23 protein-coding genes and 1 pseudogene are annotated in these 23837 nt (G+C 69.3%); 12 read left to right on the top strand and 12 right to left on the bottom strand.

What is annotated here, in order from left to right; genetic code table 11:
• Nucleotides 1-306: 306 nt before the first annotated feature.
• Nucleotides 307-1443 carry an RNA polymerase sigma factor RpoD gene (rpoD, locus tag ACIBH4_RS27140; protein ID WP_362502227.1) on the bottom strand — a complete coding sequence of 379 codons (1137 nt, stop codon included), beginning with the start codon at nt 1441-1443 and terminating at the stop codon, nt 307-309.
• Between the two features lie 208 nt (nt 1444-1651).
• Nucleotides 1652-3502: a DNA primase gene (gene dnaG, locus ACIBH4_RS27135; RefSeq protein WP_362501574.1), complete on the bottom strand. Its 1851-nt coding sequence runs from the start codon at nt 3500-3502 to the stop codon at nt 1652-1654.
• Between the two features lie 201 nt (nt 3503-3703).
• On the opposite strand from dnaG, the gene ACIBH4_RS27130 reads away from it, so the two are divergent.
• The gene (locus tag ACIBH4_RS27130) at nt 3704-4588 is read left to right on the top strand and encodes a peptidoglycan DD-metalloendopeptidase family protein (RefSeq protein WP_362502225.1); all 885 of its coding nucleotides are present in this window, start codon (nt 3704-3706) and stop codon (nt 4586-4588) included.
• 121 nt (nt 4589-4709) lie between these two features.
• Here ACIBH4_RS27130 and ACIBH4_RS27125 read toward each other — a convergent pair whose 3' ends face one another.
• The 3 genes from ACIBH4_RS27125 to ACIBH4_RS27115 all read right to left on the bottom strand — a co-directional run bounded on the left by ACIBH4_RS27125 (nt 4710) and on the right by ACIBH4_RS27115 (nt 9291).
• Nucleotides 4710-5942, bottom strand: coding sequence for a deoxyguanosinetriphosphate triphosphohydrolase (locus ACIBH4_RS27125; protein ID WP_362501572.1), 1233 nt, complete (start codon nt 5940-5942; stop codon nt 4710-4712).
• Nucleotides 5943-6252: 310 nt separating this feature from the next.
• Nucleotides 6253-8895: a pyruvate, phosphate dikinase gene (gene ppdK, locus ACIBH4_RS27120; RefSeq protein ID WP_362501570.1), complete on the bottom strand. Its 2643-nt coding sequence runs from the start codon at nt 8893-8895 to the stop codon at nt 6253-6255.
• Between the two features lie 246 nt (nt 8896-9141).
• A complete protein-coding gene (locus ACIBH4_RS27115) occupies nt 9142-9291 on the bottom strand; it encodes a hypothetical protein (protein WP_362501568.1) in 150 nt (49 codons plus the stop codon).
• A 26-nt stretch (nt 9292-9317) separates the two neighbouring features.
• Between ACIBH4_RS27115 and tnpA the strand changes: the two are divergent.
• Nucleotides 9318-9578 (top strand): annotated as a pseudogene (tnpA, locus tag ACIBH4_RS27110) (IS200/IS605 family transposase); the annotation flags it as partial.
• Nucleotides 9579-9704: 126 nt separating this feature from the next.
• Here the strand turns inward: tnpA and ACIBH4_RS27105 are convergent.
• The 5 genes from ACIBH4_RS27105 to ACIBH4_RS27085 form a co-directional block, all read right to left on the bottom strand.
• Nucleotides 9705-10379: a response regulator transcription factor gene (locus ACIBH4_RS27105; protein ID WP_362768238.1), complete on the bottom strand. Its 675-nt coding sequence runs from the start codon at nt 10377-10379 to the stop codon at nt 9705-9707.
• Nucleotides 10380-10526: 147 nt separating this feature from the next.
• The gene (locus ACIBH4_RS27100) at nt 10527-10922 is read right to left on the bottom strand and encodes a hypothetical protein (protein WP_362501564.1); all 396 of its coding nucleotides are present in this window, start codon (nt 10920-10922) and stop codon (nt 10527-10529) included.
• Nucleotides 10923-11051: a hypothetical protein gene (locus ACIBH4_RS27095; RefSeq protein ID WP_362501562.1), complete on the bottom strand. Its 129-nt coding sequence runs from the start codon at nt 11049-11051 to the stop codon at nt 10923-10925. It lies immediately after the preceding gene.
• Nucleotides 11052-11548: 497 nt separating this feature from the next.
• Nucleotides 11549-12934 (bottom strand): glycine--tRNA ligase, encoded by a 1386-nt coding sequence (locus ACIBH4_RS27090; RefSeq protein ID WP_362501558.1) that lies wholly within the window; start codon nt 12932-12934, stop codon nt 11549-11551.
• A 142-nt stretch (nt 12935-13076) separates the two neighbouring features.
• The gene (locus ACIBH4_RS27085; RefSeq protein ID WP_350944492.1) at nt 13077-13355 is read right to left on the bottom strand and encodes an antibiotic biosynthesis monooxygenase family protein; all 279 of its coding nucleotides are present in this window, start codon (nt 13353-13355) and stop codon (nt 13077-13079) included.
• Between the two features lie 258 nt (nt 13356-13613).
• On the opposite strand from ACIBH4_RS27085, the gene ACIBH4_RS27080 reads away from it, so the two are divergent.
• From ACIBH4_RS27080 to ACIBH4_RS27055, 6 genes are all read left to right on the top strand, one after another.
• The gene (locus ACIBH4_RS27080) at nt 13614-14003 is read left to right on the top strand and encodes a DUF6703 family protein (RefSeq protein ID WP_362501556.1); all 390 of its coding nucleotides are present in this window, start codon (nt 13614-13616) and stop codon (nt 14001-14003) included.
• A gap of 534 nt (nt 14004-14537) precedes the next feature.
• Complete coding sequence (locus tag ACIBH4_RS27075) at nt 14538-15344, top strand: metal ABC transporter substrate-binding protein (protein ID WP_362501554.1); 807 nt, start codon at nt 14538-14540, stop codon at nt 15342-15344.
• Between the two features lie 36 nt (nt 15345-15380).
• Nucleotides 15381-16133, top strand: a complete 753-nt coding sequence (locus tag ACIBH4_RS27070; protein WP_362502223.1) for a metal ABC transporter ATP-binding protein — start codon at nt 15381-15383, stop codon at nt 16131-16133.
• Nucleotides 16130-16963, top strand: coding sequence for a metal ABC transporter permease (locus ACIBH4_RS27065; RefSeq protein WP_362501552.1), 834 nt, complete (start codon nt 16130-16132; stop codon nt 16961-16963). The genes ACIBH4_RS27070 and ACIBH4_RS27065 overlap by 4 nt, the downstream gene beginning before the upstream one ends.
• Nucleotides 16960-17367: a transcriptional repressor gene (locus ACIBH4_RS27060; RefSeq protein ID WP_362501550.1), complete on the top strand. Its 408-nt coding sequence runs from the start codon at nt 16960-16962 to the stop codon at nt 17365-17367. Before ACIBH4_RS27065 ends, ACIBH4_RS27060 begins: the two co-directional genes overlap by 4 nt.
• Before the next feature lie 225 nt (nt 17368-17592).
• The gene (locus ACIBH4_RS27055; protein WP_362501548.1) at nt 17593-18141 is read left to right on the top strand and encodes a CGNR zinc finger domain-containing protein; all 549 of its coding nucleotides are present in this window, start codon (nt 17593-17595) and stop codon (nt 18139-18141) included.
• 91 nt (nt 18142-18232) lie between these two features.
• Here the strand turns inward: ACIBH4_RS27055 and ACIBH4_RS27050 are convergent, their stop codons facing one another.
• Together ACIBH4_RS27050 and recO are read right to left on the bottom strand one after the other, a co-directional pair.
• Complete coding sequence (locus tag ACIBH4_RS27050; RefSeq protein ID WP_362501546.1) at nt 18233-19024, bottom strand: isoprenyl transferase; 792 nt, start codon at nt 19022-19024, stop codon at nt 18233-18235.
• Nucleotides 19021-19758: a DNA repair protein RecO gene (recO, locus tag ACIBH4_RS27045; RefSeq protein WP_350944506.1), complete on the bottom strand. Its 738-nt coding sequence runs from the start codon at nt 19756-19758 to the stop codon at nt 19021-19023. The genes ACIBH4_RS27050 and recO overlap by 4 nt, the downstream gene beginning before the upstream one ends.
• Before the next feature lie 169 nt (nt 19759-19927).
• Between recO and ACIBH4_RS27040 the strand changes: the two genes are divergently transcribed.
• The 4 genes from ACIBH4_RS27040 to ddaH all read left to right on the top strand — a co-directional run bounded on the left by ACIBH4_RS27040 (nt 19928) and on the right by ddaH (nt 23827).
• On the top strand, nt 19928-21502 hold the full coding sequence (locus ACIBH4_RS27040; RefSeq protein ID WP_362501544.1) for a CDP-alcohol phosphatidyltransferase family protein: 1575 nt from the start codon (nt 19928-19930) through the stop codon (nt 21500-21502).
• A complete protein-coding gene (locus ACIBH4_RS27035) occupies nt 21499-22209 on the top strand; it encodes a DUF5941 domain-containing protein (protein WP_362501542.1) in 711 nt (236 codons plus the stop codon). The genes ACIBH4_RS27040 and ACIBH4_RS27035 overlap by 4 nt, the downstream gene beginning before the upstream one ends.
• A gap of 177 nt (nt 22210-22386) precedes the next feature.
• Nucleotides 22387-22884, top strand: coding sequence for an Lrp/AsnC family transcriptional regulator (locus ACIBH4_RS27030; protein WP_362501540.1), 498 nt, complete (start codon nt 22387-22389; stop codon nt 22882-22884).
• A gap of 136 nt (nt 22885-23020) precedes the next feature.
• Entirely contained in the window at nt 23021-23827 is an 807-nt protein-coding gene (ddaH, locus tag ACIBH4_RS27025) for a dimethylargininase (RefSeq protein ID WP_362501538.1), read from the top strand.
• Nucleotides 23828-23837 lie beyond the last annotated feature (10 nt).

Below are 23837 nucleotides of genomic sequence, written 5' to 3'. Positions count from 1 at the left end.
CCCGGCCCCCCGAATGCGCCGAACGGGAACGCCGTACGCCCCGGAAAACCGGGGCTTTCGAAGTGATCACCACGACAGGACTCCCCGGTGATCGGCGCCGGACCGCCGCCCGCACGAACCGGGGACCCTCGGATGATCGACGCCGGACCGCCGCAAGGGTACTCGGCAGGGAAGCGAGGACTCCGGGTGATCGGCGAGAGTGACACGGGCCCGGAGAGGGGGATTCCCGGCGGCCGCAGCGGTGAGGGCGCCGAACGGCGCGGGCCCCGGGAACGGAGGTTCCCGGGGCCCGCGCCGTGTGGCTCCTCAGTCGAGGTAGTCGCGAAGCGTCTGCGCCCTCGTCGGGTGCCTGAGCTTGGCGAGGGTCTTCGACTCGATCTGCCGGATGCGCTCGCGCGTCACGCCGAACTCCCTGCCGACCTCCTCCAGGGTCCGGGGATGTCCGTCCGCGAGCCCGAAGCGCAGCTGGATGATGCGCTGCTCACGATCGGAGAGGGTCGCGAGGATGTCGTCGAGCTGGTCCTGCAGCATGATGAAGGCCGCGGCCTCCATCGGCACGACCGCGTCGGCGTCCTCGATGAAGTCTCCGAGGTCGGAGTCCTCCTCGCCGATCGGCGACTGGAGCGAGACCGGCTCCTGGGCGATCCGCTGGATCTCGATCACCCGGTCGATCGGCAGGTCCATCTCCAGGGCGATCTCCTCCGGCGCGGGCTCACGGCCGAGATCCTGGTGAAGCTGGCGCTGGACCCGCACCAGCTTGTTGATCGTCTCGACCATGTGCACCGGAATCCGAATGGTGCGCGCCTGGTCCGCGATGGCCCTGGTGATCGCCTGGCGAATCCACCAGGTGGCGTATGTGGAGAACTTGTAGCCCTTGGTGTAGTCGAATTTCTCGACCGCCCGGATGAGCCCGAGGTTGCCCTCCTGGATGAGATCCAGGAACAGCATCCCGCGTCCCACATATCTTTTGGCGATTGACACGACCAGCCGCAGATTGGCCTCGATCAGCCGCTGCTTGGCCCGCGTGCCCTGCCAGGCGAGCTCCTTGAACTCCGGGAAGACCATACGTGAGACGGCGCTGGTCAGTTTGTCCTCGGCGAACAGGCCCGCCTCGATGGACTTGGCGAGCTCCACCTCCTCCTCTGCCGTGAGCAGGGGGACGCGACCGATCTCCCGCAGGTATATACGGACAAGATCGCTGGTCGGGGCTCTTTTTCCGACATCCTCCTCATCGGCCCGGGCGGGTTCCTCATCGCCCTGGGGCTCAAGAACCTCCACTCCGTTCTCGGCGAGCATCCGGACGACGCGTTCGAGCGCGTCGGACGGCAACTCGGATTTGTCGAGAGCGGCGGCCACGTCATCGACCGTGACGCTTCCGCGCTCTCTTCCCTTCGTGACGAGGTCGGCCACCTGGTCTACCGATGGCGGCCCACTTGGCAGCACCGATGCACCCACGGGAGACAGTCTGCTGTATTGGGTCCCCTAAATGGCAGACCTATTTTTGTCACCGAAGGTAAGGCGGCGATCATTATCGGATCGAGACCTTATTCGGGTTTGGTGTAATCGGCGTGCGGATATTAATGCCATTTATGCCGTCAGCTCCCGGCCGTCAGCTCCCGGCCGTCAGCTCCCGGCCGTCAGCTCCCGGCCGTCAGCTCCCGGCCGCGCGCTCCCTGAGCACGCGCCGCTGGTGCTCCAGCGCGACCAGCTCTCCGAACAACCGGTTGTACTCCTGCTGCTCGTCGACCGGGTTCGTCCGCTCCATCCTCGACTTGAGCCGCTCGATGGCCCGCGTCACCGAGACGAGTTCCAGGGCCGCCAGCATCGCCGAGGCGTAGCGCTCCTCGCTCGCCAGGTCGGCCCGCAGCTCCTCGACGGCGAACCGGGTGACGACCCCGCGCAGGGAGTCTTCGGCCCCGCGCAGCAGCAGGTCGACCCACTCGCGTCCGCCCTGCCCCGCCACGGCGGTGCCGCCGGAGTCGACGATCAGCCGGTAGAGGGCCGTGTGCTCGGCGAGCGTGAACGCCTCCGCCCCCAGCGCCTCGAAGCCGGGGCCGAGCAGCGCGGGACGCTGCACGGCCAGCCGCAGCACCTCCGCCTCGGTCCTGACGCCGGGGTCGGTGAGGTCGGCGACCTTGCGGGGTCCCGCGGGGCGCTGGGCGCGCGGCTGGGCCGCCGCGGAGACCTCGGTGATCCGGTCGAGGACGAACTGTTCGTTGTTGAAGCCCAGCCACCGGTCGAGGTCGACGGCGTACAGCCGGCGCAGGGACCTGTCCTTGATGCCGGCCACGATCGGGGCGGCGGCGTCGAGGGCGGAGAGCCGCCCCTCGTTGGTGCTCCCGTCGTAGCGCGAGATCACGCTGCGGATGGCGAAGGCGAACAGCGGCTCGCGCCCGGCGATCAGGTCGCGCACGGCCGCGTCGCCCTGCCTGACTCGCAGGTCGCAGGGGTCGAGGCCGTCGGCCTGCACGGCGACGAAGGTCTGGGTGACGAACTTCTGCTCGTCGGCGAAGGCGCGCAGGGCCGCCTTCTGGCCGGCCGCGTCACCGTCGAAAGTGAAGATCACCTCACCGCGCGACCCCGACTGGTCGAGCAGCAGCCGCCGGAGCACCTTGATGTGCTCCTCGCCGAACGCGGTGCCGCAGGTGGCCACCGCCGTCGGCACGCCCGACAGGTGACAGGCCATCACGTCGGTGTAGCCCTCGACGATCACGGCCTGGGAGCGCTTGGAGATCTCGCGCTTGGCCAGGTCGACCCCGTAGAGGACCTCGCTTTTCTTGTAGAGCGGGCTTTCCGGGGTGTTCAGGTATTTCGGCCCGTCTTCGGCATCGTTCAGTTTCCGTGCGCCGAAACCGATGACGTCTCCGGTTATGTCGCGGATGGGCCAGACCAGCCGTCCCCTGAAGCGGTCGATCGGGCCGCGCCGCCCCTCCTTCGCCAGCCCGCCCTTGATCAGCTCCGCGGTGGTGAAGCCCTTCGCCATCAGGTGCCGTGAGAGGGCCTCCCATTCGGCGGGGGCGTATCCGACGCCGAAACGCTCGGCGTCGACTCGCTCGAACCCGCGCTCCGACAGGAACCTGCGCCCGATCGCGGCATCGGGGGCCGAGAGCTTCGAGACGTAGAACTCGGCCGCCGCCCGGTGCGCCTCGATCAGGCGGATGCGCTCCCCCTGCTCGCGTCCGGGGACGTAGCCGCCCTGCTCGTAGCGGAGCTGGACGCCCGCCCGGTTGGCAAGCCGCTCGACCGCCTCGCCGAACGACAGGTGCTCCAGGCGCCGGACGAAGGTGATGACGTCACCGCCCTCGGCGCAACCGAAGCAGTACCAGTAACCCCGGGTGGGGGTCACGTTGAAGGACGGGCTCTTCTCCTCGTGAAAGGGACAGAGCCCCTTCAGGTTGCCGCCGCCGGCGTTGCGGAGCTGGATGTGCTCACCCACGATGTCGGCGATCGGCGAGCGCTCCCGTACGAGTGCGATGTCCTCATCACTGATCCGGCTTGCCACGCCGCGAGTCTAGTCCGGCCTCCCGACAGATCGGGGCGAGGAGCCGGGCCCGCTCCCGCTCCGATCTTCCGGCAGGCCAGGGGTACCACCGAGACGGGAGGGACAGGAGGAACGATGACTTTCCCGAATTGGTCCTGACCAACCAGGACGTCGGTTACAAAGGTAAAGGCGGATTCTCGATAATGTACGCGGGTGGAGATCATGCGATCGGGGCATATAGCGCGATTGGCCGCCGTGACCGGCGCGGCGCTCGTCACCGCGGCCTGTGCGCCGCCAGGCGGGGTGGCAGGTATCGGTACGGCGGCCCCGACCCCCGGAGCGGAGTCCGCGGCCGGGGCGCCGGCCTCGTCGGTCACCGCGACCATGCCCCAGGCGACTCCCACCTCCGCTCCTCCTCCCACGGCCGTCGACCGCCCCAAGGCCGACTCCCCGGTGCAGGTCCCGCCGCCGAAGGTTTCCGACCACACCTACGTCTTCCCGGTGAAGGGCTGCTCGGTCACCTACGAGAGCAGGCTGCTGGTTCTGCCCAAGACCACGATCTGGGCGGGCAAGGGCTGCTCGTTCGTCTCCCCGGTGAACGGCGTGGTCGACGAGGTCAACACCAAGAACCGGTGGAAACCCTCCACCGATCGCGGCGCCGACCGTGAGGGCCGGTTCGTCACGGTGATCGGCGACGACGGCGTCCGCTACCTCGGCGGCCACCTGGACAAGATCGCCCAGGAGGTGAGGCCGGGACTGCGCGTCAGAGCCGGTCAGGTCCTGGGCCAGGTCGGCAACTCGGGCAACGCCCGCTCGACCGCGAGCAACCTCTACTTCGCGATCTCCTGGAAGACCTCGTCCTCGATGTGGTGGGTACGCCGGGGCATGGTCAAGCCCTGGGACTACCTGGACGCCTGGCTGAAGGGCAATCCCACGCTCTCCCCCAGGGAGGAGATGCTCGCCGTGATGAACCAGACCGGGGCGGCTCCCCGCTGCTTCACCCTGTGCGCGTCGAAACCGCGGCCCACGCCGACGAAGAAGCCCGCCAAGAAGAGGTCGGAGCCGTCGCAGGAGCCGGTGCAGATCCCGTTGAACGGCGGCACCTGACGCCGGGAACGCGACAAGGCGGGCTCGCCCACCCACCGCGGCCGGCACCTGACCCGGCACCTGACAAAGGGCCGTCGTCCCCGTCGCCGGAAGGTGCGCGCCGGGAACGTCCAGGGCCCGGTCAGCGGCCGGCGAGGGCGCGGTGCCAGGCGACCGCGGAGGTGTCGGTGAGCGAGGCGATCTGGTCGACGACCACGCGAAGCCGTCCGGCGTCACCGGTGGCCCTGGTGAAGGCGGGCCTGAAGGCGGGCTCCAGGGTCCCCGGGGCGCCCAGCATGATGTGGTGGGCCAGGTCGTGGATCAGCTCGCGCTGCCTGACCTGGTTGGCGCTGTGCGCGTCGCTGCTCATCACGTAGTGGGCGGTGACCCCTTTGAGCAGCGCGCACTCCAGACGGGTGGCCCTGGGCACGATCAGGTCGGCGCTGTAGCGTCCGGCCGCCGGTCCGTACGCCTCGCGGGTGGCGACCTCGGCGGACCTGCAGAAGCGGCCGATGAGCGAGCTGGTGAGCCCCTTGATCGCGGCGAGGTCGGCGAACGAGCTGTCGAAGTGACGGGGCCAGAGCGGCTGGGTGATGAGACGGTGGAAGAGGTCCTCCAGCTCGCCTGGCTCGGCGTCGGGGGCGTACCACTCGCGGGTGGTCGCGCAGACCTCGCGGCGCTCCGCCGGATCGCGCATCGCCTCCAGCACCACGCCGCCGGAGTGAAGGGCGTCCTCCAGGTCGTGCACGGAGTAGGCGACGTCGTCGGCCCAGTCCATGATCTGCGCCTCGAAACTCACCCGCCCCTCCGGAGCACCCTCCCTGATCCACTCGAAGACCGGCATGTCGTCTTCGTAGGCGCAGTACTTGGCGCTTTTCTCGCGGGTCCACGGGTATTTGACGGCGGCGTCCAGGGAGGCCCTGGTGAGGTTGAGCCCGGCGCTGCGGCCGTCCTCGGTGACGACCTTCGCCTCCAGCCGGGTCAGCAGGCGAAGGCTCTGCGCGTTGCCCTCGAAGCCGCCGCACCCGGCGGCGAGGTCGTTGAGCGCCGTCTCCCCGTTGTGGCCGAACGGCGGGTGGCCGAGGTCGTGGGCGAGGCACGCGGTCTCCACCAGGTCCGGGTCGCGGCCAAGGGTCTCCCCCATCTCACGGCCGATCTGCGCGCACTCCAGGGAGTGGGTAAGCCGGGTGCGGGGGATGTGCTGGCCGCTGCCGAAAGTCTCTCCCGGACCGACGACCTGGGTCTTGGCGGCCAGCCGCCGGAGCCCGGCGCTGTGCAGCACCCGCGCCCGATCGCGCTCGAACGGGCTTCTTTCCGGGTTGCCGGGTGGTTCCGGCACCCACCTGACCTGATCGTGCTCGTCATAACCATGCATAAGTGCACTGATTTTATCCGCGAAAGGCCCCTGCTATGCAGAACGGCGAGAAAACACCAGGTTATCGGGTATGCGCCGCCGTTCCCCGCCCGTTCGCACGCTCCTTCAGGAGCGCTCCCGAAGGAGCGCGACCCGCGTACCGGCACGCGGCCACCGTTCCCGCCCGCCGGGAGCGCGGGCGTGAGGTGTACCGGTCCCCGCGGCCGCCCCGGGTGAGGGTGGGACGGGCCGCGGGGACCGGCTCCGCGGAGAGTCGCCCCGGCGGCGCCGGAGGCGACTTCCCGCGAAGTCAGGGTGCCGACCGCGAGGGTCAGCGGGTGTCGGAGCCCTCGCACACCAGGGTGGCGCGGGCGGCCTCCAGGCGGGCGACCGGGATGCGGAACGGCGAGCAGGACACGTAGTCGAGACCGGCCTGGTGGCAGAAGTGGATCGAGTCCGGGTCGCCGCCGTGCTCGCCGCAGATGCCCAGCTTCAGGTCGGGACGGGTCGCGCGGCCCTGCTCGACGGCGATCTCCACGAGCCTGCCGACGCCGTCGCAGTCCAGGGTCTCGAACGGGGAGACCCCGAAGACGCCCAGCTCCAGATACTTGGAGAAGAAGGCCGCCTCGACGTCGTCCCGGGAGAAGCCCCAGGTCATCTGGGTCAGGTCGTTGGTGCCGAAGGAGAAGAACTCGGCGGCCTCGGCGATCTGCCCGGCGGTGAGCGCCGCGCGGGGCACCTCGATCATCGTGCCGATCAGCGCCTCGACCCCGGCCTCCGCGAGGATCCGCCGCGCCTCGTCCCTCACGTGCTCCAGCTCCTGAACGGCGGCCACCAGCGGGATCATGATCTCCGGGCGGCTGCCCGGCACGGCCTTGGCCGCCGCCGCGATCGCCCGGACCTGCATGGCGAACACGCCGGGGATGACCAGGCCGAGCCGCACGCCGCGCAGGCCCAGCATCGGGTTCTCCTCGTGGAGCCGCTTGAGCGCGGCGAGGAGCTTGCGGTCCTTCTCCTCCACCGCGTCACCGGCGAGGGCGACCCGCACCGACAGTTCGGTGTAGTCGGGCAGGAACTCGTGCAGCGGCGGGTCGATCAGGCGGATCGTGACGGGCATGCCCTCCATCGCCTGGAAGATCTCCGTGAAGTCCGCCCTCTGCAGCGGCTCCAGCGCGGCCAGCGCCCGCTCGCGCTCCTCGTCGGAGACGGCCAGCACCAGGTCCTCGACCAGGGCGCGACGGTCGCCGAGGAACATGTGCTCGGTGCGGCAGAGGCCGATGCCCTGGGCACCGAACCTGCGCGCTCTCGCGGAGTCCTCGCCGGTGTCGGCGTTGGCGCGTACGGCCATCCTGCGTACCTCGTCGGCGTGGGACATGATCCGGTGCACGGCGCGGACGAGCTCGTCGTCCTGGTCACCCGAGCCCTCGAAGTACTCCACGACCGGGGAGGGGACCACGGGCACCTCGCCGAGGTAGACGGCCCCGCTGGTGCCGTCAATGGAGATCACCTCTCCCTCGGAGACCACGAGGCCGGAGGCCGTGGTGAACGCGCGGTCCCTGGCGGAGACCTCCAGCTCCTCGGCGCCGCAGACGCAGGTCCTGCCCATGCCCCTCGCGACCACGGCGGCGTGCGAGGTCTTGCCCCCGCGGCTCGTCAGCACGCCCTGGGCGGCGATCATCCCGGCGAGGTCGTCGGGGTTGGTCTCGCGGCGGACCAGGATGACGGCCTCTCCGCGCCCGGCGAGCTCGACGGCCCTGGCCGTGGAGAAGACGGCCTTGCCGACCGCCGCGCCCGGCGAGGCGTTCATCCCCCTCGCGATCATCTTGGTGCCGGCGTCGTCGGCGAAGCGGGGGAACATGAGCTGGGCGAGCTGCTCGCCGGTCACGCGGGTCACGGCCTCGTCCAGGTCGATGACGCCCTGGTCGACGAGCTGGACGGCGATGCGGAACGCGGCGCCCGGGGTCCGCTTGCCCACGCGGGTCTGGAGCATCCACAGCTTGCCGCGCTCGACCGTGAACTCGATGTCGCACAGGTCGCGGTAGTGGTTCTCCAGCGTCTCCATCGTCCGCATGAGCTCGTCGTAGACGGGCTTGTCGAGGCTCTCCAGCTCCTGCAGCCGCATGGTGTTGCGGATGCCCGCGACCACGTCCTCGCCCTGGGCGTTCTGCAGGTAGTCGCCGTACACGCCCTGCTGGCCGCTGCCGGGGTCGCGGGTGAAGGCCACCCCGGTGCCCGAGTCCATGCCGCAGTTGCCGAAGACCATCGAGCAGACGCTGACCGCCGTTCCCAGGTCGGCGGGGATGCGTTCCTGGCGGCGGTACAGGACCGCGCGGGGGGCGTTCCACGACGCGAACACGGCCTCCACCGCCATGCGCATCTGCAGGTGGGGGTCGGCGGGGAAGTCCTCACCGGTCTTGGCGTAGACGATCTCCTTGTACGTCGCGACCAGGCGCCTGAAGTCGGCCGCCTCCAGCTCCAGGTCGTCGCGGCCGTCCTTGAGCTCTTCCAGGGCGCTGTCGAAGAGTTCGCCGTCGATGCCCTGGACGGTCTTGCCGAACATCTGGATGAGGCGCCGGTAGGAGTCCCAGGCGAAGCGCTCGTTGCCGCCCGCCTGCTTGACCAGTCCGTGAACCGAGTCGTCGTTGAGCCCGATGTTGAGAACGGTCTCCATCATGCCGGGCATGGAGAAGGCGGCCCCCGAACGCACGCTCACCAGGAGCGGGTCGTCGGCCTGGCCGAGGCGGCGGCCCATCGCGGCCTCCAGGGCGGCCAGGTGCGCGGAGACCTCCTCCTGCATCCCTTCGGGAAGGGTCCCGTTCGCGAGGAAGCTCCGGCACGCCTCGGTGGTGATGGTGAAGCCGGGGGGAACCGGCAGCCCGAGGTTGGTCATCTCGGCGAGGTTCGCTCCCTTACCGCCGAGTAGATCCCTGAGATCTTTGTTGCCCTCGGTGAAGTCGTAAACGTACTTCGGCACGGTTGCTCCTTCTGCGACTTCAGAACGATGTCTGGTTCCGCCTCCATCCGGACTCTACCGACGAACAAGGCAACGAAACGGCACCCACCATGTGAAACAGCATTATCGCAGCTCAGAGCACGTGCACCGGTCTAATCCAATTCAAATCACGGCCAAATACGTAAGGATATCGATCACTCGGAGAATTGGTTTATACCAATTGGTATAAACCAATTTTTCCGGCATTCAACCCCGTTCACGATCGGTTCAGCGACCCGTCAGGCCCACTTCCGCGAGAGGGTTCAGGTCGGGGACATCGCCTTCCGCGGGGCCCTCTCCCGACGGGAGCCACAGCACGAACACGCTCCCCTCGCCCAGCCGGGAGAACAGCCGCACGTGCCCGCCGTGCGACTCCACGATCTGGCGGACGATCGCCAGGCCCAGCCCGCTGTAAGGAGTTCAACGGCGGGGGCGATCACGTGCACCTCCTGGTGCACTACCCGCCCAAGGTGCAGCTGTCGAAGCTGGTCAGCAGCCTCAAGGGCGTCTCGGCCCGACTCCTGCGCAAGGAGTACGAGGCGCACGTCCGCCGATACCTGTGGGGCGGACGCTTCTGGTCTGGCTCCTGCTTCGCCGGGTCAGTGGGCGACGCACCGATCAGCGTCCTGCACCATTACATCGAACAGCAGAACCGTCCGGCTTAGAGCACGCTCGGGCCTTGGAAGCCCTCCCGCGCGGGCCTTCACCCCAGGCCTGAAGGCCGGAGCACTGGCCCGCATTTCGGTGGAGCACGGTGAGCCGGAAGCGGATCGTCTGCACGAAGGAGAACCTCACGTGTCCTCCCTCAGCCGGTAGCCCTTGCTGACCACGGTCTCGATCACGGCGTCGGCTCCGAGCTTGCGCCGCAGGTTTCCCACCGTCACCCGTACGGTGTTGGTGAACGGGTCGATGTGCTCGTCCCAGACATGTTCCAAGAGCTCCTCGGCGGAGACGACGTGCCCGGGACGGGTCATCAGATAGTGCAAGACGCCGAACTCCTTGGGGGTGAGTCCCAGCTCGCGTCCGGCCGAGTGAGCCTCCACCCGGGAGGTGTCCAGCCGCAGGGAGCCCACCTGCAGGATCGCCGTCCCGCCGCCGCCGGGCTCCCCACGCAGCAGCGCGCGGACCCGGGCCAGGAGTTCGGGGAAGGCGAACGGCTTGACCAGGTAGTCGTCGGCGCCCTCGCCCAGCCCCCTGCCCCGGTCGTCCAGCCGGTCCCGCGCGGTCACCATGATGATCCGCACGGCCTGGCCCTGGTCGGTGCCGCGCAGCGCCCTGCACACCTCAAAACCGTCCCCTCCGGGCAGGTTGAGGTCGAGAAGGACCAGGTCGTACGAGTTGACCTGGAGCTTCTCCCGCGCCTGGGCCACGTCGCAGGCGACGTCGACCGCGTATCCGGCCCGGACGAGCCCCACCCGCAGGGCGTCGACCAGATCTTCCTCATCTTCGACAACGAGCAGTCGCATGGTACGAACCTAGGTCGTGCGCGGCCGGAAACGCGGATGCCACCGCCATACCGCGCTTCTCTTCCCTCGCATTTCCTTCCTTCCGCTTTCGTCCACCTTTGCTCACCCCGTCACCCCCGGATGATCCGCTCGGCGACCGGTGCCGCATCAGGCCGCCTCTCCCTGCCCGGGGGCGATCCTGGGCATCGGGATCGCCATGACCACCCGGTCCACGATCCGGCGCGGGGGGACGTCGTCGGCCAGCGCGTCGAACGACGGCACCAGCCGATGCGCGATCACGTCGCCGGCCAGGCCCGCGACGTCCTCGGGCAGGACGTAGTCACGCCCGCGCAGCAGCGCCAGCGCGCGGGCCGCGGCCACCAGGCCGAGCGTCGCCCGAGGGCTCGCGCCGTAGGCCAGCAGCGGTGCGACGTCCGCCAGCCCGAACCGCGCTGGCTCCCGGGTCGCGTACACCAGCCGGACCGCGTACTCGGCGAGGGCGTGGTGGACGAAGACGTCGTCCACGGCCTTCTGGAGCTCAAGCAGCCGCTCTGAATCGAGCACCTACCGGGAGACCGGCCGGCCGATGCTCACCTGGCGCTCGGCCATCACCTCGAGCAACGCCCGTCCGAGCACGGTGCTCTCCGACGCCCTGTCCGCTCCGCCGTCCATACCGGACGGGATCTCCCTCACGTGCTCCGCGTACCCGGTCACGGGGCGGTCGCGGAGGTCGAGGCGGGGCAGTCGTCGACGAGCAGCCGCAACTCGACCGCGTCGTGTGTGGGCCGCGGGTCGGCGTGAGCGGCACTTCCGTGAGCAGGAAGACGACCCCGGCGAGGGCCACGACCCCGGGAACGGCTTTCCAGGGTGATGCGTGCGCCATCGTTCTCCCCCTTCATTGAACGAACGATCACCCTGATGTCATCAAAAGGACCCGAAAACCGCCGTAAGCCCGCTTTTTATCTCGTCTTTCGCCCGGCTCACCCTGGGGGAAAGTTCTGCCGGGAGCCGCCGGGGGCGGAGGCGAGCGGGGCGGGGTCGGGCCGTTCGGAGACGAGTGGGAGGAGAAGGGCAGCCGGAGAGCCCTACCGGGAAGCCGCGCGGGGAAAACCGCCCCGCGTGGGAACGACAACGGCCGGCGACCCCGCGGTGGGGGTCGCCGGCCGTGACCGGTCGGGCAGGGCGGACCCTTAGTCGTTGAGGTGCTGACGGAGGTAGGAGTCGACCTGGTCGAGAGCCACGCGCTCCTGGGCCATCGAGTCGCGCTCGCGGATGGTCACCGCCTGGTCGTCGAGGGTGTCGAAGTCGACGGTGATGCAGAACGGCGTGCCGATCTCGTCCTGGCGGCGGTAACGGCGGCCGATCGCGCCCGCGTCGTCGAACTCGACGTTCCACCGGCGGCGGAGCTGGGCCGCCAGGTCCTTGGCCTTGGGCGACAGGTCGGCGTTACGCGACAGCGGAAGCACCGCGACCTTGACCGGCGCGAGCCGGTGGTCGAGGCGCATGACCGTGCGCTTCTCCATGACGCCCTTGGCGTTGGGCGCCTCGTCCTCGGTGTAGGCGTCGATCAGGAAGGTGAGCGTGGCGCGGTCGACACCGGCGGCCGGCTCGATCACGTACGGGACGTAGCGCTCACCGGTGTCCTGCTCGAAGAAGCTCAGGTCGGTGCCGGAGGCCTTGCTGTGCGCGGTCAGGTCGAAGTCGGTGCGGTTGGCGACGCCCTCGAGCTCACCCCACTCGGTGCCGGTGAAGTTGAAGCGATACTCGATGTCGACGGTCCGCTTGGAGTAGTGGGAGAGCTTCTCCTGCGGGTGCTCGTAGATGCGCAGGTTGTCCTTGTTGATACCCAGATCGGTGTACCAGCGGAAGCGCTCGTCGATCCAGTACTGGTGCCACTCCTCGTCGCTGCCCGGCTTGACGAAGAACTCCATCTCCATCTGCTCGAACTCGCGGGTGCGGAAGATGAAGTTGCCCGGGGTGATCTCGTTGCGGAACGACTTGCCGATCTGGCCGATGCCGAACGGGATCTTCCTGCGCGCCGACTGCTGCACGTTGAGGTAGTTGATGAAGATGCCCTGGGCGGTCTCGGGACGCAGGTAGGCGAGGCCCGACTCGTCCTCGACCGCGCCGAGGTAGGTCTTCAGCAGGCCGCTGAACTGCTTCGGCGAGGTGAAGGCGCCCTTGGTACCGCAGTTGGGGCAGGCGATGTCGGCCAGGCCGCCTGCCGGCTGCTTACCGTGCTTCTCGGTGTACGCCTCTTCGAGGTGGTCGGCCCGATAGCGCTTGTGACACGACTGGCACTCGGTCAACGGATCCGTGAAGGTCTCCACGTGACCACTGGCCTGCCACACCTCTCGGGCGAGGATCACCGAGGAGTCGAGGCCGACCACGTCGTCACGCCCCTGCACCACGGTCTTCCACCACTGCCGCTTCACGTTGTTCTTGAGCTCCACGCCCAGCGGACCGTAGTCCCACGACGCGCGCAGGCCGCCGTAGATCTCGCTGGAGGGATACACAAGACCACGTCGTTTGGCGAGGCTGACGATGGTGTCCATGATGTCGGTGCGGCGTGCCATAAGGGAAAATCTCCATCCGGCTGGAGGTCGGCGAGGAATTGATTGAGCCTCCAGCTTAGGGGAGACGGGCTAGCGGGACGTGCGGATAAACCACGCCGCCCGCTTCGAGGCGGCAAAGCCCCCCTGGACGCCGGGCGAAAGGTCAGGGACGCTCGACGTCCTCGAACGCGCTCGGCTCGTTGATCATGAGTGTCATCAGCGGATACATCGCCATCCGCGCCGCACCCAGCGCCCTGCGGTAGAAGCCCGCGCCCTCCCACTCGCTGACCAGCGCCCACAGCTCCGGCTCGTCCACCGACCTCGACACCCGGCCGCTCACGTAGCCCGGCTGCCCGGCCAGGGTGTCGACGATCTCGTGGGCCCGGAGCGTGAACTCCTCGGTCTGGCCAGGCGGCACCGAGTAGCGGATGAGAGCAAGCATCCGCCCAGCATGCCAGAGCCGGTCTCCGGCACGACGGACGCTTCCGGGGGCCGACACGACGAACGGCTCCGAAATCCGAGGTCCGGAGACGGTGGGCGGGTCCGGGGGCCGGGGCGGCCTCGCCGTACTTCCGGTGATCGGGTCCGGGGTCCCGGCATGGCGAGCGGGTCCGGGGTCCGGGCATGCCGGGCGGCTCCGAGGGTTGGGATCCGGGATCCGGGCATGTCGTGGCGGACGTGGTGGCGTTAGGCTCGGCTCGTGGCAGAAAAGCGTGAGGAACGCCCCGCACACCCGCTGGCACAGCCTCGCCCCAGGCAGGGCAGGCGCCCGCTGCCCCCGGGTGAGCAGTTCTTCACGCCGGGGGCGACCGGGCTACGACGGGAGGTCGAGCGGCACAGCGCGGCCCCGCTCGTCTTCCTGTTCCAGCTCCCCCGGTGGATCGTCCCCGTGGTCCTGGTGGCCCTTCTCCTGGCCGGTTTCGCGGTGCCGTCCTTCTGGGGCGGCCTCGCCGTGCTTCCGGTGATCGGGTTCGTCGGCTGGCTCGCCTACATGTCGTGGCCGTCCCTGGGGGCCGGGGGGCGTCTCCTGCGCGTCGCGCTGCTCACCTTCCTGATCCTGCTCGCCGCCGACCGCTTCGGCGTCTTCTGACACCGCCTTCGCTCTTCCAAGGCCCCTGCACGGTTTTCGCCCCCAAGGTCTTTTCAGAGGCTCCGGCAGAACGCGTTCAGGAGAGCCTGGCCGGCACCTCATCGAGATCGTCGCATCCCCAACACGCATCCTCCCCGGCCCGCCGCCCGATTACGGCCGGTCGACGTCCGGCATCGCCACCCGGGTCATCCGGTGCCGGACACGCGGGTCGCCAGGATCGGAAACGGGTTGGGCGACGGAGTCCTCCCCGCCGGCGGCGCCCTACTCGGCGACCGCGCCCCCGAAGCACGTATCGGCGCCCTCTGCGGACTCTTTGGCACTCGATTTTGACAATCGTTTTCATTTGCGCGCATACTAGATGGCATGATGTCCGAGTCCTCCCGACGTATCCGCATACGTAATGTCAGCCTGGCTGCCTCCGCCGCCCTCCTCGCCGCCACCGCCGCCTGCGGCACGGAAGCCGGTCCGGCCAGCGGCTCACCCGGGGGGGCCTCAAGTGATTCCGCGGACGGGAAGCCCACCGTCACCGCGGCCATGTATCCCCTGCAGTGGCTCGCCGAGCGGGTGGGCGGCCCCGACGCGACCGTCACGGGCCTGACCAAACCCGGCGTCGAGCCGCACGACCTGGAGCTGTCCCCGGTGCAGGTGGGCGGGCTGGAGAAGACGGGACTCGTCGTCTACATCAAGGGGATCCAGCCCGCGGTGGACGAGGCCGTCGAACAGCACGCCGCCGACCGGGCCTTCGACGCGGCCACCGCGGTCACCCCCCTTCCCGCGGTCGCGGAGGAGGAACACCACGACGAGGAGGGACACGAGCACGGGGATGTCGACCACGACCCCCATCTCTGGCTCGACCCGGCCCGCTTCGCGACGGTCGCCACCAAGCTCGGCGAGAGACTGGCCGCCGCCGATCCCGCGCACGCGCAGGGCTACCGGGATCGCGCCGCCGCCACCGTCACCGAACTCACCGCCCTGGACCAGGAGCTGGCCAAGGGCCTGGCCACCTGTTCCTCGGACGCGATCGTCACCTCTCACGCCGCATTCAGCTATCTCGCCGACCGCTACAAGCTGCACCAGATCGGTATCAGCGGCCTCGATCCCGACGCCGAGCCCTCTCCCGCCCGCCTCGCCGAAGTGGCAAAAGTGGCCAAGCAGGAGAAAATAACTACGATTTTCACCGAAACCCTCGTCAGCCCGAAGGTCGCGGAGATTCTCGCCCAGGAGGTCGGTGCGAAGACCGCGGTCCTCGACCCGGTGGAAAGCCAGCCGTCGAACGGCGACTACCTGTCCGCCATGCGCCAGAACCTCTCCGTCCTCCAGGAAGCACTCAGCTGCTCGTAAAGGTCACACGTGACATCCAGCAAAACGGTCTTCACCATGAACGGCGGCCAGGTCAACCTGGACCGCCGTCCGGTGCTTCGCGGCATCGACCTGTCCGTCGAGCCCGGTGAGGCGGTGGCGGTGCTCGGTGCGAACGGATCGGGGAAGTCCACCCTCATCCGCGCCCTGCTCGGCCTCGTCCCCCTGTCCGGCGGCGAGACTTTCCTGTACGACAAAGCCCCCGCCCGGTTTCGCGATTGGTGGCGGATCGGCTACGTGCCCCAGCGGCTCTCGGTGGGCGGGGGCGTGCCGACCACGATCCGCGAGGTCGTCGCCTCCGGCAGGATCGCGAGGCAGCGACGCCTGCGTCCGACCGGTGCGGCCGACCGCGAGGCGACCGGCAGGGCCCTGGCGGCCGTCGGAATGGCACACCGCGCCTCCGACCCGGTGCAGGCGCTGTCCGGCGGGCAGCAGCAGCGGGTGCTGATCGCCCGTGCCCTCGCCGGGGAGCCCGACACCTTCGTCATGGACGAGCCCACCGCGGGTGTCGACGCCGAGAGCCAGCAGCTCCTCGCGGAGACCCTGTCCACGCTCGTCGACCAGGGCAAGACGGTCCTGCTGGTCGCGCACGAGCTGGGCCCGCTGGAACCCCTGATCACCCGCGCGGTGGTCCTCAGGGACGGGTACGTGTGCCACGACGGCCCGCCGCCTCGGGCGGTCGGCACGCACGCGCTGCCCGGCCACGACCACGTGCACCCGCACGGCGAGGAGGAGCCCGTGAGCCCGCTCGACTGGAGGCCGATCCCGTGATCGAGCTTCTGCGGTTCGACTTCATGCAGCGGGCACTGATCGCCGCTCTCCTGGTCGGCCTGGCCGCCCCCGCCATCGGCACGTTCATGGTGCAGCGCCGCCTCGCCCTGCTGGGTGACGGCATCGGGCACGTCGCGCTGACCGGTGTGGCCCTGGGCTTCCTGACGGGAACCGCCCCGGTGCTGACGGCCGTGGTGGTCTCGATACTGGGCGCCGTGGCGATCGAGCTGGTTCGCGCGCGCGGCAGGACCAGCGGGGACGTGGCGCTCGCGCTGCTGTTCTACGGCGGTATCGCCGGAGGCGTGCTGCTCATCTCACTGGCTCCCGGTGGCAGCAACGCCACGCTGATGTCCTACCTGTTCGGCTCGATCAGCAGCGTCACCGTCGAGGACGTGTGGGTGATCGGCCTGCTGGCGGTGGCGGTGCTCGGTGTGGTGACCGTCTTCGGGCGGGAGCTCTACGTGCTGTGCCAGGACGAGGAGGTGGCCAAGGCCGGCGGCCTGCCGGTCCGCTTCCTCAGCCTGCTGATCGCCGTGACCGCCGCGCTCACCGTGGTCATCGCCATGCGCGTCGTAGGATTGCTTCTGGTGAGCGCGTTGATGGTGGTGCCGGTGGCGACCAGTCAGCAGCTCACCCGGGGGTTCGTGAGCACGATGCTTCTCTCCATGCTGTTCGGAATGATCTCCACGGTCGGTGGCCTGACCTCCTCCTTCTACGTCGAGGTCCCGCCGGGCGCGATCATCGTCGTCGTCGCTCTCGTGGGGTTCGTCCTCGCCCTCGGGCTCGGTAGATTCGTACGTCGAAGCCGACCTCAGGAGTCCAGCCCATGAGCAACAGGCGTGATGCCGTCCACGCGATCCTCCGGCAGAGCGAGGGTTTCCGCAGCGCGCAGGACGTCTACGCGGAGATGCGCGCGGAAGGCGCAAAGATCGGACTGACCACCGTCTACCGGGCGCTCCAGGCGCTCTCCGACACCGGCCACGTCGACGTGCTGAGAACCGACGACGGCGAGTCGGTGTACCGGGCGTGCGCCAGCGGGGACCACCACCACCACCTGGTCTGCCGCAGGTGCGGCCGTACGGTGGAGGTGGCCGGGCCCGCGGTGGAGCGGTGGGCCGAGGCCATCGGCTCCGAGTACGGTTTCACCGAGATCACCCACACGGTGGAGGTCTTCGGGACCTGCGCCTCCTGCTCCACCGCCGCCAAACCGCTGCGCACGCCGAGCCGCGCCTGAGCGGACGTCCCGGGAGGCCGCGCGTGCGAGAAAAGCGATTCTTAACCTAGCGGACATATCATGCAATAGCAGGACATAGTTGCATACAAAGCCTTATAGTGCGGGGCACGCCACCGCGACGGCCGCGCACGAGAAGGCACCGGAGGTTCACCGGAGAGATACGCTTCCGACACGGCGAGCCGCCGTACGCGCCCTCACGCTGCAATCGCTTATACGGGAGTCAACATGCCATTCGGACATGACATGGTGCACTCACTCGCCACCGCGGTCGACCTGGTCAACACCTCCCCCTCCACCGGAGGCGAAGACACCCTGACCGACCTGCGGAAACTCGGTGACTTCGTGGCACGCTGGGAGGTCAGCGGGATCGGCGAGCTGAACACCGCCGACCTGGCCCAGGTGCGCGCGCTGCGCGAGTCCTTCCACAAGGTCTTCACCGCCCCCGACCAGCCCACCGCGGTCATCCGGCTGAACACCCTGCTGAGCGGGACCCGCATCACCCCGCGCCTGACCGAGCACGACGGCCACCCTCTGCACGTCCACTACTTCGCGCCGGACGCCTCGCTCCACGACCACCTCGCGGCCGACATCGGCGTCGCACTCGCCCACCTGCTCGTCGAGGACGAGTGGGAGCGCCTGCGCACCTGCTCGGCCCCCGACTGCGACCACGTCTTCGTGGACGAGTCACGCAACCGCTCGCGGGTCTACTGCGACAGCCGCACCTGCGGAAACCGGATGCACGTCGCCGCCTACCGCGCACGACGCCGGGCCTGACGGCCGGGGTGCCGGCCCCGCGAGGTCCGAGGCCCGGCCGGGCAGCCCCTGAGCCGGTCCGGCCGGTGCCGCCTCGTCCTGCGGCGCCGCCCTAGGCGTCCCGTGCGGGCGCGACCACGTTCGGCACCGCTCCCCCGTATCTCCTGTCGCGCTTGGCGTACGTCTCGCAGGCCTCCCACAGATCGCGGCGGTCGAAGTCGGGCCAGAGGCGGTTGAGGAAGACCATCTCGGCGTACGCCGTCTGCCAGATCAGGAAGTTGGAGATGCGCTGCTCCCCCGAGGACCGTACGAACAGATCGACGTCGGGAATCTGCGGCTCGTCCAGATAGCGGGCGAAGGTCTCCTCCTTCACCCGGCCCGGCTTGACCCGCCCGTCGGCGATGTCCTGCGCGAGACGCAGGGCGGCGTCCACGATCTCGGCCCGGCCTCCGTAGTTGACGCAGAACTGCAGGGTCAGCGTGGAGTTGTCCTTGGTCATCTCCTCGGCGTCGCGCAACTCCTGGATGACGCTCCTCCACAGCCGTCCGGGACGACCGGCCCAGCGGACCCGCACCCCCATCGCGTGGAGCTGGTCCCTGCGGCGGCGGATGACGTCGCGGTTGAAACCCATCAGGAAGCGGACCTCGTCGGGGGAGCGCTTCCAGTTCTCCGTGGAGAAGGCGTAGGCCGACAGGTAGGGGACGCCGAGCTCGATCGCGCCCTCGATCACGTCGAAGAGCGACGCCTCGCCCGCCTTGTGACCCTCGGTGCGGGGCAGGCCGCGCTGTTTGGCCCACCGTCCGTTGCCGTCCATCACGATCGCCACGTGCCGGGGCACGAGGTCGCGCGGGATCGGGGGCGGGGTGGCACCGGAGGGATGCGGGACGGGTGGGCGGACGTTCACGTGGCGTGCTCCCTTTCTACGTGTCGAAGAGAGCGTATGCCGTGTTCGAGGTGCCACTGGAGGTATGCGGCGACCAGGCCGCTGCACTCGGCGCGGTGCCGGGCGACGGAGGCGTCCGCGGTGGACCAGTCGCCCTTGAGCAGCGCCACCATCAGGGCGAGCGTCTCTCCCTCGGGCACCGCCGCTCCCGCGGGGCGGCAGGCACCGCACACGACGCCGCCCGCCACGATGGCGAAGGCCCGCACCGAGACGGCCTTGCACCGGGCGCAGGCCTCCAGGGCGGGGGCGTAACCGGCCACCGCGAGGGAGCGCAGGAAGTAGGCGTCCAGGACGAGCCTGGCCTCGTGATCACCTGAGCCGAGCGTGCGCAGACCACCGACGAGCAGCAGGAACTGGCGCAGCGCCGGCTCCTTCTCCCCCATGACCAGGCGGTCTGCGGTCTCCAGCATCGCGGTGCCCGCCGTGTAGCGCGGGTAGTCGGAGACGAGCGACTCGCCGTAGGGCCTGATGGTCTCGGCCTGGGTGATCATGTCGAGTGTGCGGCCGGTGTGGAGCTGGAGATCGACGTGGGTGAACGGTTCGAGCCGTCCGCCAAATCGTGATGTTGTCCGCCGGACCCCCTTGGCGACGCCCCGGATCTTGCCCATCCGGCGGGTCAGGACGGTGACGATACGGTCGGCCTCTCCCAGCTTGTGGGTGCGCAGCACGATGCCGTCGTCACGGTACAGACTCACCCGCACAGTGTAGTGGGACGGTCCACTTGGCAGAGGTGGAACCATGATCAAACGACACGGATAGATCACTGGTGCGTGTTGTTCACCTAAAACTCACTAAACTTTGGCCCCTGGCGAAATGCCGCCCCCGGTTACACCGCCTCACACCGTCTCCGCACGAAAGGGTGCCATGCCCCGCGTGGTCCTGCTGGGCTCATCGCCCGGCCCCGATGCCGCTCCCGGCCAGGTGACGCCCGCCGCGTTGCCCCTGCCCGCGCTTCCCGGCTGCCCCACGGTGATCGGCAAGCTGCACGGCCAGCTCGCCTCACTCGACTCCGAGCCGGTGACCATCGTCCGCTCGGGCGACGCCGCCGCCCACCGGGGCTTCCCCGGCAGCCTCGTCGAGACCTCCGACCTCGCCGGTGACCTGCGCGCCGTGGCCGACGCGGTCGAGGACGCCACCGAGAACCTGCTTCTCCTTCCGGCCAACTCGCTGATCCACGACGAGCTGATCTACCAGATCACCAAGTCGAAGCGCGGAGCCCTCGCGCTGATCGTCAAGGAGCCGCGCGAGGAGGACGAGAACGGCGACGTCATCGTGCCCGACGTCCCGATCGAGGAGGCGCTGCCGGAGATCGGCGAGCGGACGCTGGAGGGCCTGCCCGTCAGGGTGCGCGCCCGCAGGTCCCGGGTCATCTCGGTGGGCTCGGCCTTCCACGGGGTGACCAGGCCCAACTCGGTCCTGCTCGGCCCGCTGCACCTGCACCACAAGCACGCGCCCGTCCTCGCGGAGGCCGCCCGCGAGCTGGCCGAGATGGCCCACCTGCTGGGGCCCGAGGACGACCTGGTCCAGCTGCTGGTGCTGGGCCTGGTGCGCAAGGGCGTCTCCGTCGGCATCCGCGGCCGCCGGGACCTGTTCTTCCGCCGGGTGTCCACTCCCGAGCAGGCCGCGGAGGCGCTGGCCGAGATGTCCACGTACAACGAGGACAGGGCACGGCTGGACAACGCGGTGAAGGGCGCCGACGGCTTCTTCACCACGTACTTCGTCAGCACCTACTCCCGGTTCATCGCCCGATGGGCGGCGAGGCGGGGGCTCACCCCCAACCAGGTCACGTTGATCTCCATCGCGCTGGGCGTGGCGGCGGCGCTGTGCTTCGCCACCGGTGAGCGGGCCGGGATGGTCGCGGGCGGCGTGCTGATCTACTTCGCGTTCGTGTTCGACTGCGTGGACGGCCAGGTCGCACGATACGCCCGTAAGTTCGGCGTGCTCGGGGCGTGGCTGGACGCCACGTTCGACCGGTTCAAGGAATATGTGGTCTTCGCGGGCCTGGCGGTCGGCGCTGCGGTCTCCGGGGTGGGCGACGTCTGGACGCTCGCGCTGATCGCACTCGGCATACAGTCCATCAGGCACCTCCTCGACTTCTCCTACGGCGCGGCGAACCGGCGCAAGCCCCCGTCGCCGCTGCCCTCGGTCCCGCTCACGGTGAGCGCCGACACCGGGCTGCGCCAGGCGCTGGAGGAGCGCAAGAACGCGGTGACCGGCGGGATCCGCAGCCTGCTGAAGATGTGGGGCAGGGCCGGCAGATACCGCGCCGTGCACTGGGCCCGCAAGATGATCGTGTTCCCCATCGGCGAGCGCTTCGCCGCCATCGCGATCGTCAGCGCCCTGTTCGACGCCAGGATCACCTTCCTCACCCTGATCATCTGGGGCGGCATCGGCGCCGCCTACTCGCTCACCGGACGCCTGATGAGGTCTCTCGCATGATCACCCAGCCGCAGACCACCCCCGTTCCGGATCCATACGAGGAGCGGCTGCGCGTGCAGACCGCGCGGCTGCTCGCCTACCGCGACGACGGCCCGCTGGTGACGCTGCTCCGCGACAAGGTGGGGCCGGGACTGCCCCCGGTGCCCGCCGCGCTCGCCGCGCTGCTGGCGATCATCGCGATGGCGGTGACCGGGCTGCCGGCGGAGGGGCCGATCCTGCTCGTCCCGGCACTGGTCATGATCGTCCTGGTGCTGCCCACCGCGGCCCGCGACCACCTCGGCAAGCTCGACTGGCTCGCGCCGCCGCTGATCCGGGGGACCGAGTTCCTCACGATCATTCTCGTCGGCCTCGCGGTCGACGCGCCCAAGTGGCTGCTCTACGTGCTGATCTACGTGATCGGCTACCACACCTACGACACGGTGTACCGGACGCGGCAGAGCATCTGGCCCGCCCCCTGGGTGTTCAGGGCCGGGCTCGGCTGGGAGCTCCGGTTGCTGCTCGTCGGCGTCGGCGCCGCGCTGGGCGTGCTGACGTGGGTGCTGGCCGCGCTCACGCTCTACCTCGGCGTGTTGTTCGCGGTGGAGAGCGTGACGAGCTGGGTCGGCCTGGACAAGCAGACGGCGAACGCCGCGCAGGCGAGCGACGACCTGGAGACCTCCCCCGAGGAGGCCCAGGAGCAGGCCACCGGCGAGGCCGACCAGACCTGAGCGGCTCCGACCTGGTCCGACCGGACTTGATCAAGATTGATCAGGGCCGGCCGGGGCTTCACGAACGGCGAACGCCGCCGGACGGATCATCCGTCCGGCGGCGTTCGTGTCTCCGGGGAGCGGGCCACCGGCGCCCGTCGCGAGCCCGCGCCCGTCCGAAGCGGTATACAGGTCTGCGTGGAACTGGACAGGCTGGATCGCGACATCATCGGGGCGCTCGTCGAGGACGCCCGCGCCACGTACGCGGAGATCGGACAGCGGGTCGGCCTGTCGGCGTCGGCGGTGAAACGCCGGGTGGACCGGCTGCGCGAGACCGGCGCCATCACCGGGTTCACCGCCCGGGTGGAGCCCGCAGCGCTCGGTTGGACCACCGAGGCCTACGTGGAGTTGTTCTGCGCGGGCAAGACCTCGCCGTCGGAGATCGGGGTGGCCATCGGCCGCCATCCCGAGGTGGTCTCGGCGTGCACCATCACCGGTGAGGCCGACGCGCTGTTGCACATCAGGGCCACCGACGTGCGGCATGTGGAGAGGGTGATCGAGCGGATCGCCTCCGAGCCGTTCGTGGTGCGGACCAAGAGCTCCATCGTGCTCTCCCGGCTGATCGAGGCACCCCTCGTGACCTCGCGCAGCGAGCCCTTCATCGCCCCGCACAACGAATCGACGTTTCTGCCCTGAACCACGCGGGAAACCCGCGCCAGCGCGCAAAAGCAGGCTCTTGGCCTGCGAGAACGCGCTTCTTAGGCTGATGACGCCGCCATCGGGACCGTGATGGGCGGCTGTCACCACGACCTTTCACACGCGGGGGTTATCCATGACCAGGCACTACCTCATGTGTCGGCCCGACCACTTCGCGGTCGAGTACGCGATCAACCCGTGGATGCACCCCGAGGCCGGGGCCGACCGCGAGGTGGCGATCCGGCAGTGGGAGGCGCTCAAGAGCGCCTACGAGGAGCTCGGGCACCGCGTCAGCCTCATCGACCCGGTGGAGGGTTTGCCGGACATGGTCTTCGCCGCCAACGGCGCGCTGGTCGTGGACGGCCGTGTGTACGGCGCGCGGTTCACCCACCCGCAGCGCGCGGCCGAGGGGCCCGCGTACCTGCGCTGGTTCGTCGACAACGGCTACGAGCGGGTCCGCGAGGCGGCCTTCACCAACGAGGGCGAGGGGGACTTCCTCACGCTCGACCACCTGGTGCTGGCCGGGACCGGGTTCCGTACCGACATCACCGCGCACAAGGAGGCCCAGGAGTTCCTCGGCCGCCCGGTGGTGACGTTGCAGCTGGTGGACCCCCGGTTCTACCATCTGGACACCGCACTCTTCCCACTTAACGGACATAACGTGGCATACTTCCCGGAGGCTTTCTCTCCCGGAAGCCAGGAAGTGCTCCGCACCCTCTTCCCCGAGGCCGTCATCGCGAACGAGGACGACGCGGCCGTGCTGGGCCTCAACGCCGTCAGCGACGGCGTCAACGTGGTGATCAACACCGAGGCCTCCGACCTGCAGCTCGAACTCAAGCGTCGGGGTTTCGAGGTCATCGCGGTGGACCTGTCGGAGCTCCGCAAGGCGGGTGGCGGCCCCAAGTGCTGCACGTTGGAGATCCGGGGAGAGCGCGGGGCATGACAACCACAGA

Source organism: Streptosporangium sp. NPDC050284 (assembly GCF_044459525.1).
Classification (GTDB): domain Bacteria; phylum Actinomycetota; class Actinomycetes; order Streptosporangiales; family Streptosporangiaceae; genus Streptosporangium.
This window is presented reverse-complemented; position numbering and strand designations above follow the sequence as displayed.

Coding starts and splice junctions, on each gene's coding strand:
- ACIBH4_RS27130 (WP_362502225.1), top strand. CDS start 3,704: ATGCGATCGGGGCATATAGCGCGATTGGCCGCCGTGACCGGCGCGGCG.
- ACIBH4_RS27125 (WP_362501572.1), bottom strand. CDS start 5,942: ATGCATGGTTATGACGAGCACGATCAGGTCAGGTGGGTGCCGGAACCA.
- ACIBH4_RS27105 (WP_362768238.1), bottom strand. CDS start 10,379: ATGCGACTGCTCGTTGTCGAAGATGAGGAAGATCTGGTCGACGCCCTG.
- ACIBH4_RS27090 (WP_362501558.1), bottom strand. CDS start 12,934: ATGGCACGCCGCACCGACATCATGGACACCATCGTCAGCCTCGCCAAA.
- ACIBH4_RS27085 (WP_350944492.1), bottom strand. CDS start 13,355: ATGCTTGCTCTCATCCGCTACTCGGTGCCGCCTGGCCAGACCGAGGAG.
- ACIBH4_RS27075 (WP_362501554.1), top strand. CDS start 14,538: ATGTATCCCCTGCAGTGGCTCGCCGAGCGGGTGGGCGGCCCCGACGCG.
- ACIBH4_RS27070 (WP_362502223.1), top strand. CDS start 15,381: ATGAACGGCGGCCAGGTCAACCTGGACCGCCGTCCGGTGCTTCGCGGC.
- ACIBH4_RS27060 (WP_362501550.1), top strand. CDS start 16,960: ATGAGCAACAGGCGTGATGCCGTCCACGCGATCCTCCGGCAGAGCGAG.
- ACIBH4_RS27055 (WP_362501548.1), top strand. CDS start 17,593: ATGCCATTCGGACATGACATGGTGCACTCACTCGCCACCGCGGTCGAC.
- ACIBH4_RS27040 (WP_362501544.1), top strand. CDS start 19,928: ATGCCCCGCGTGGTCCTGCTGGGCTCATCGCCCGGCCCCGATGCCGCT.
- ACIBH4_RS27035 (WP_362501542.1), top strand. CDS start 21,499: ATGATCACCCAGCCGCAGACCACCCCCGTTCCGGATCCATACGAGGAG.
- ddaH (WP_362501538.1), top strand. CDS start 23,021: ATGACCAGGCACTACCTCATGTGTCGGCCCGACCACTTCGCGGTCGAG.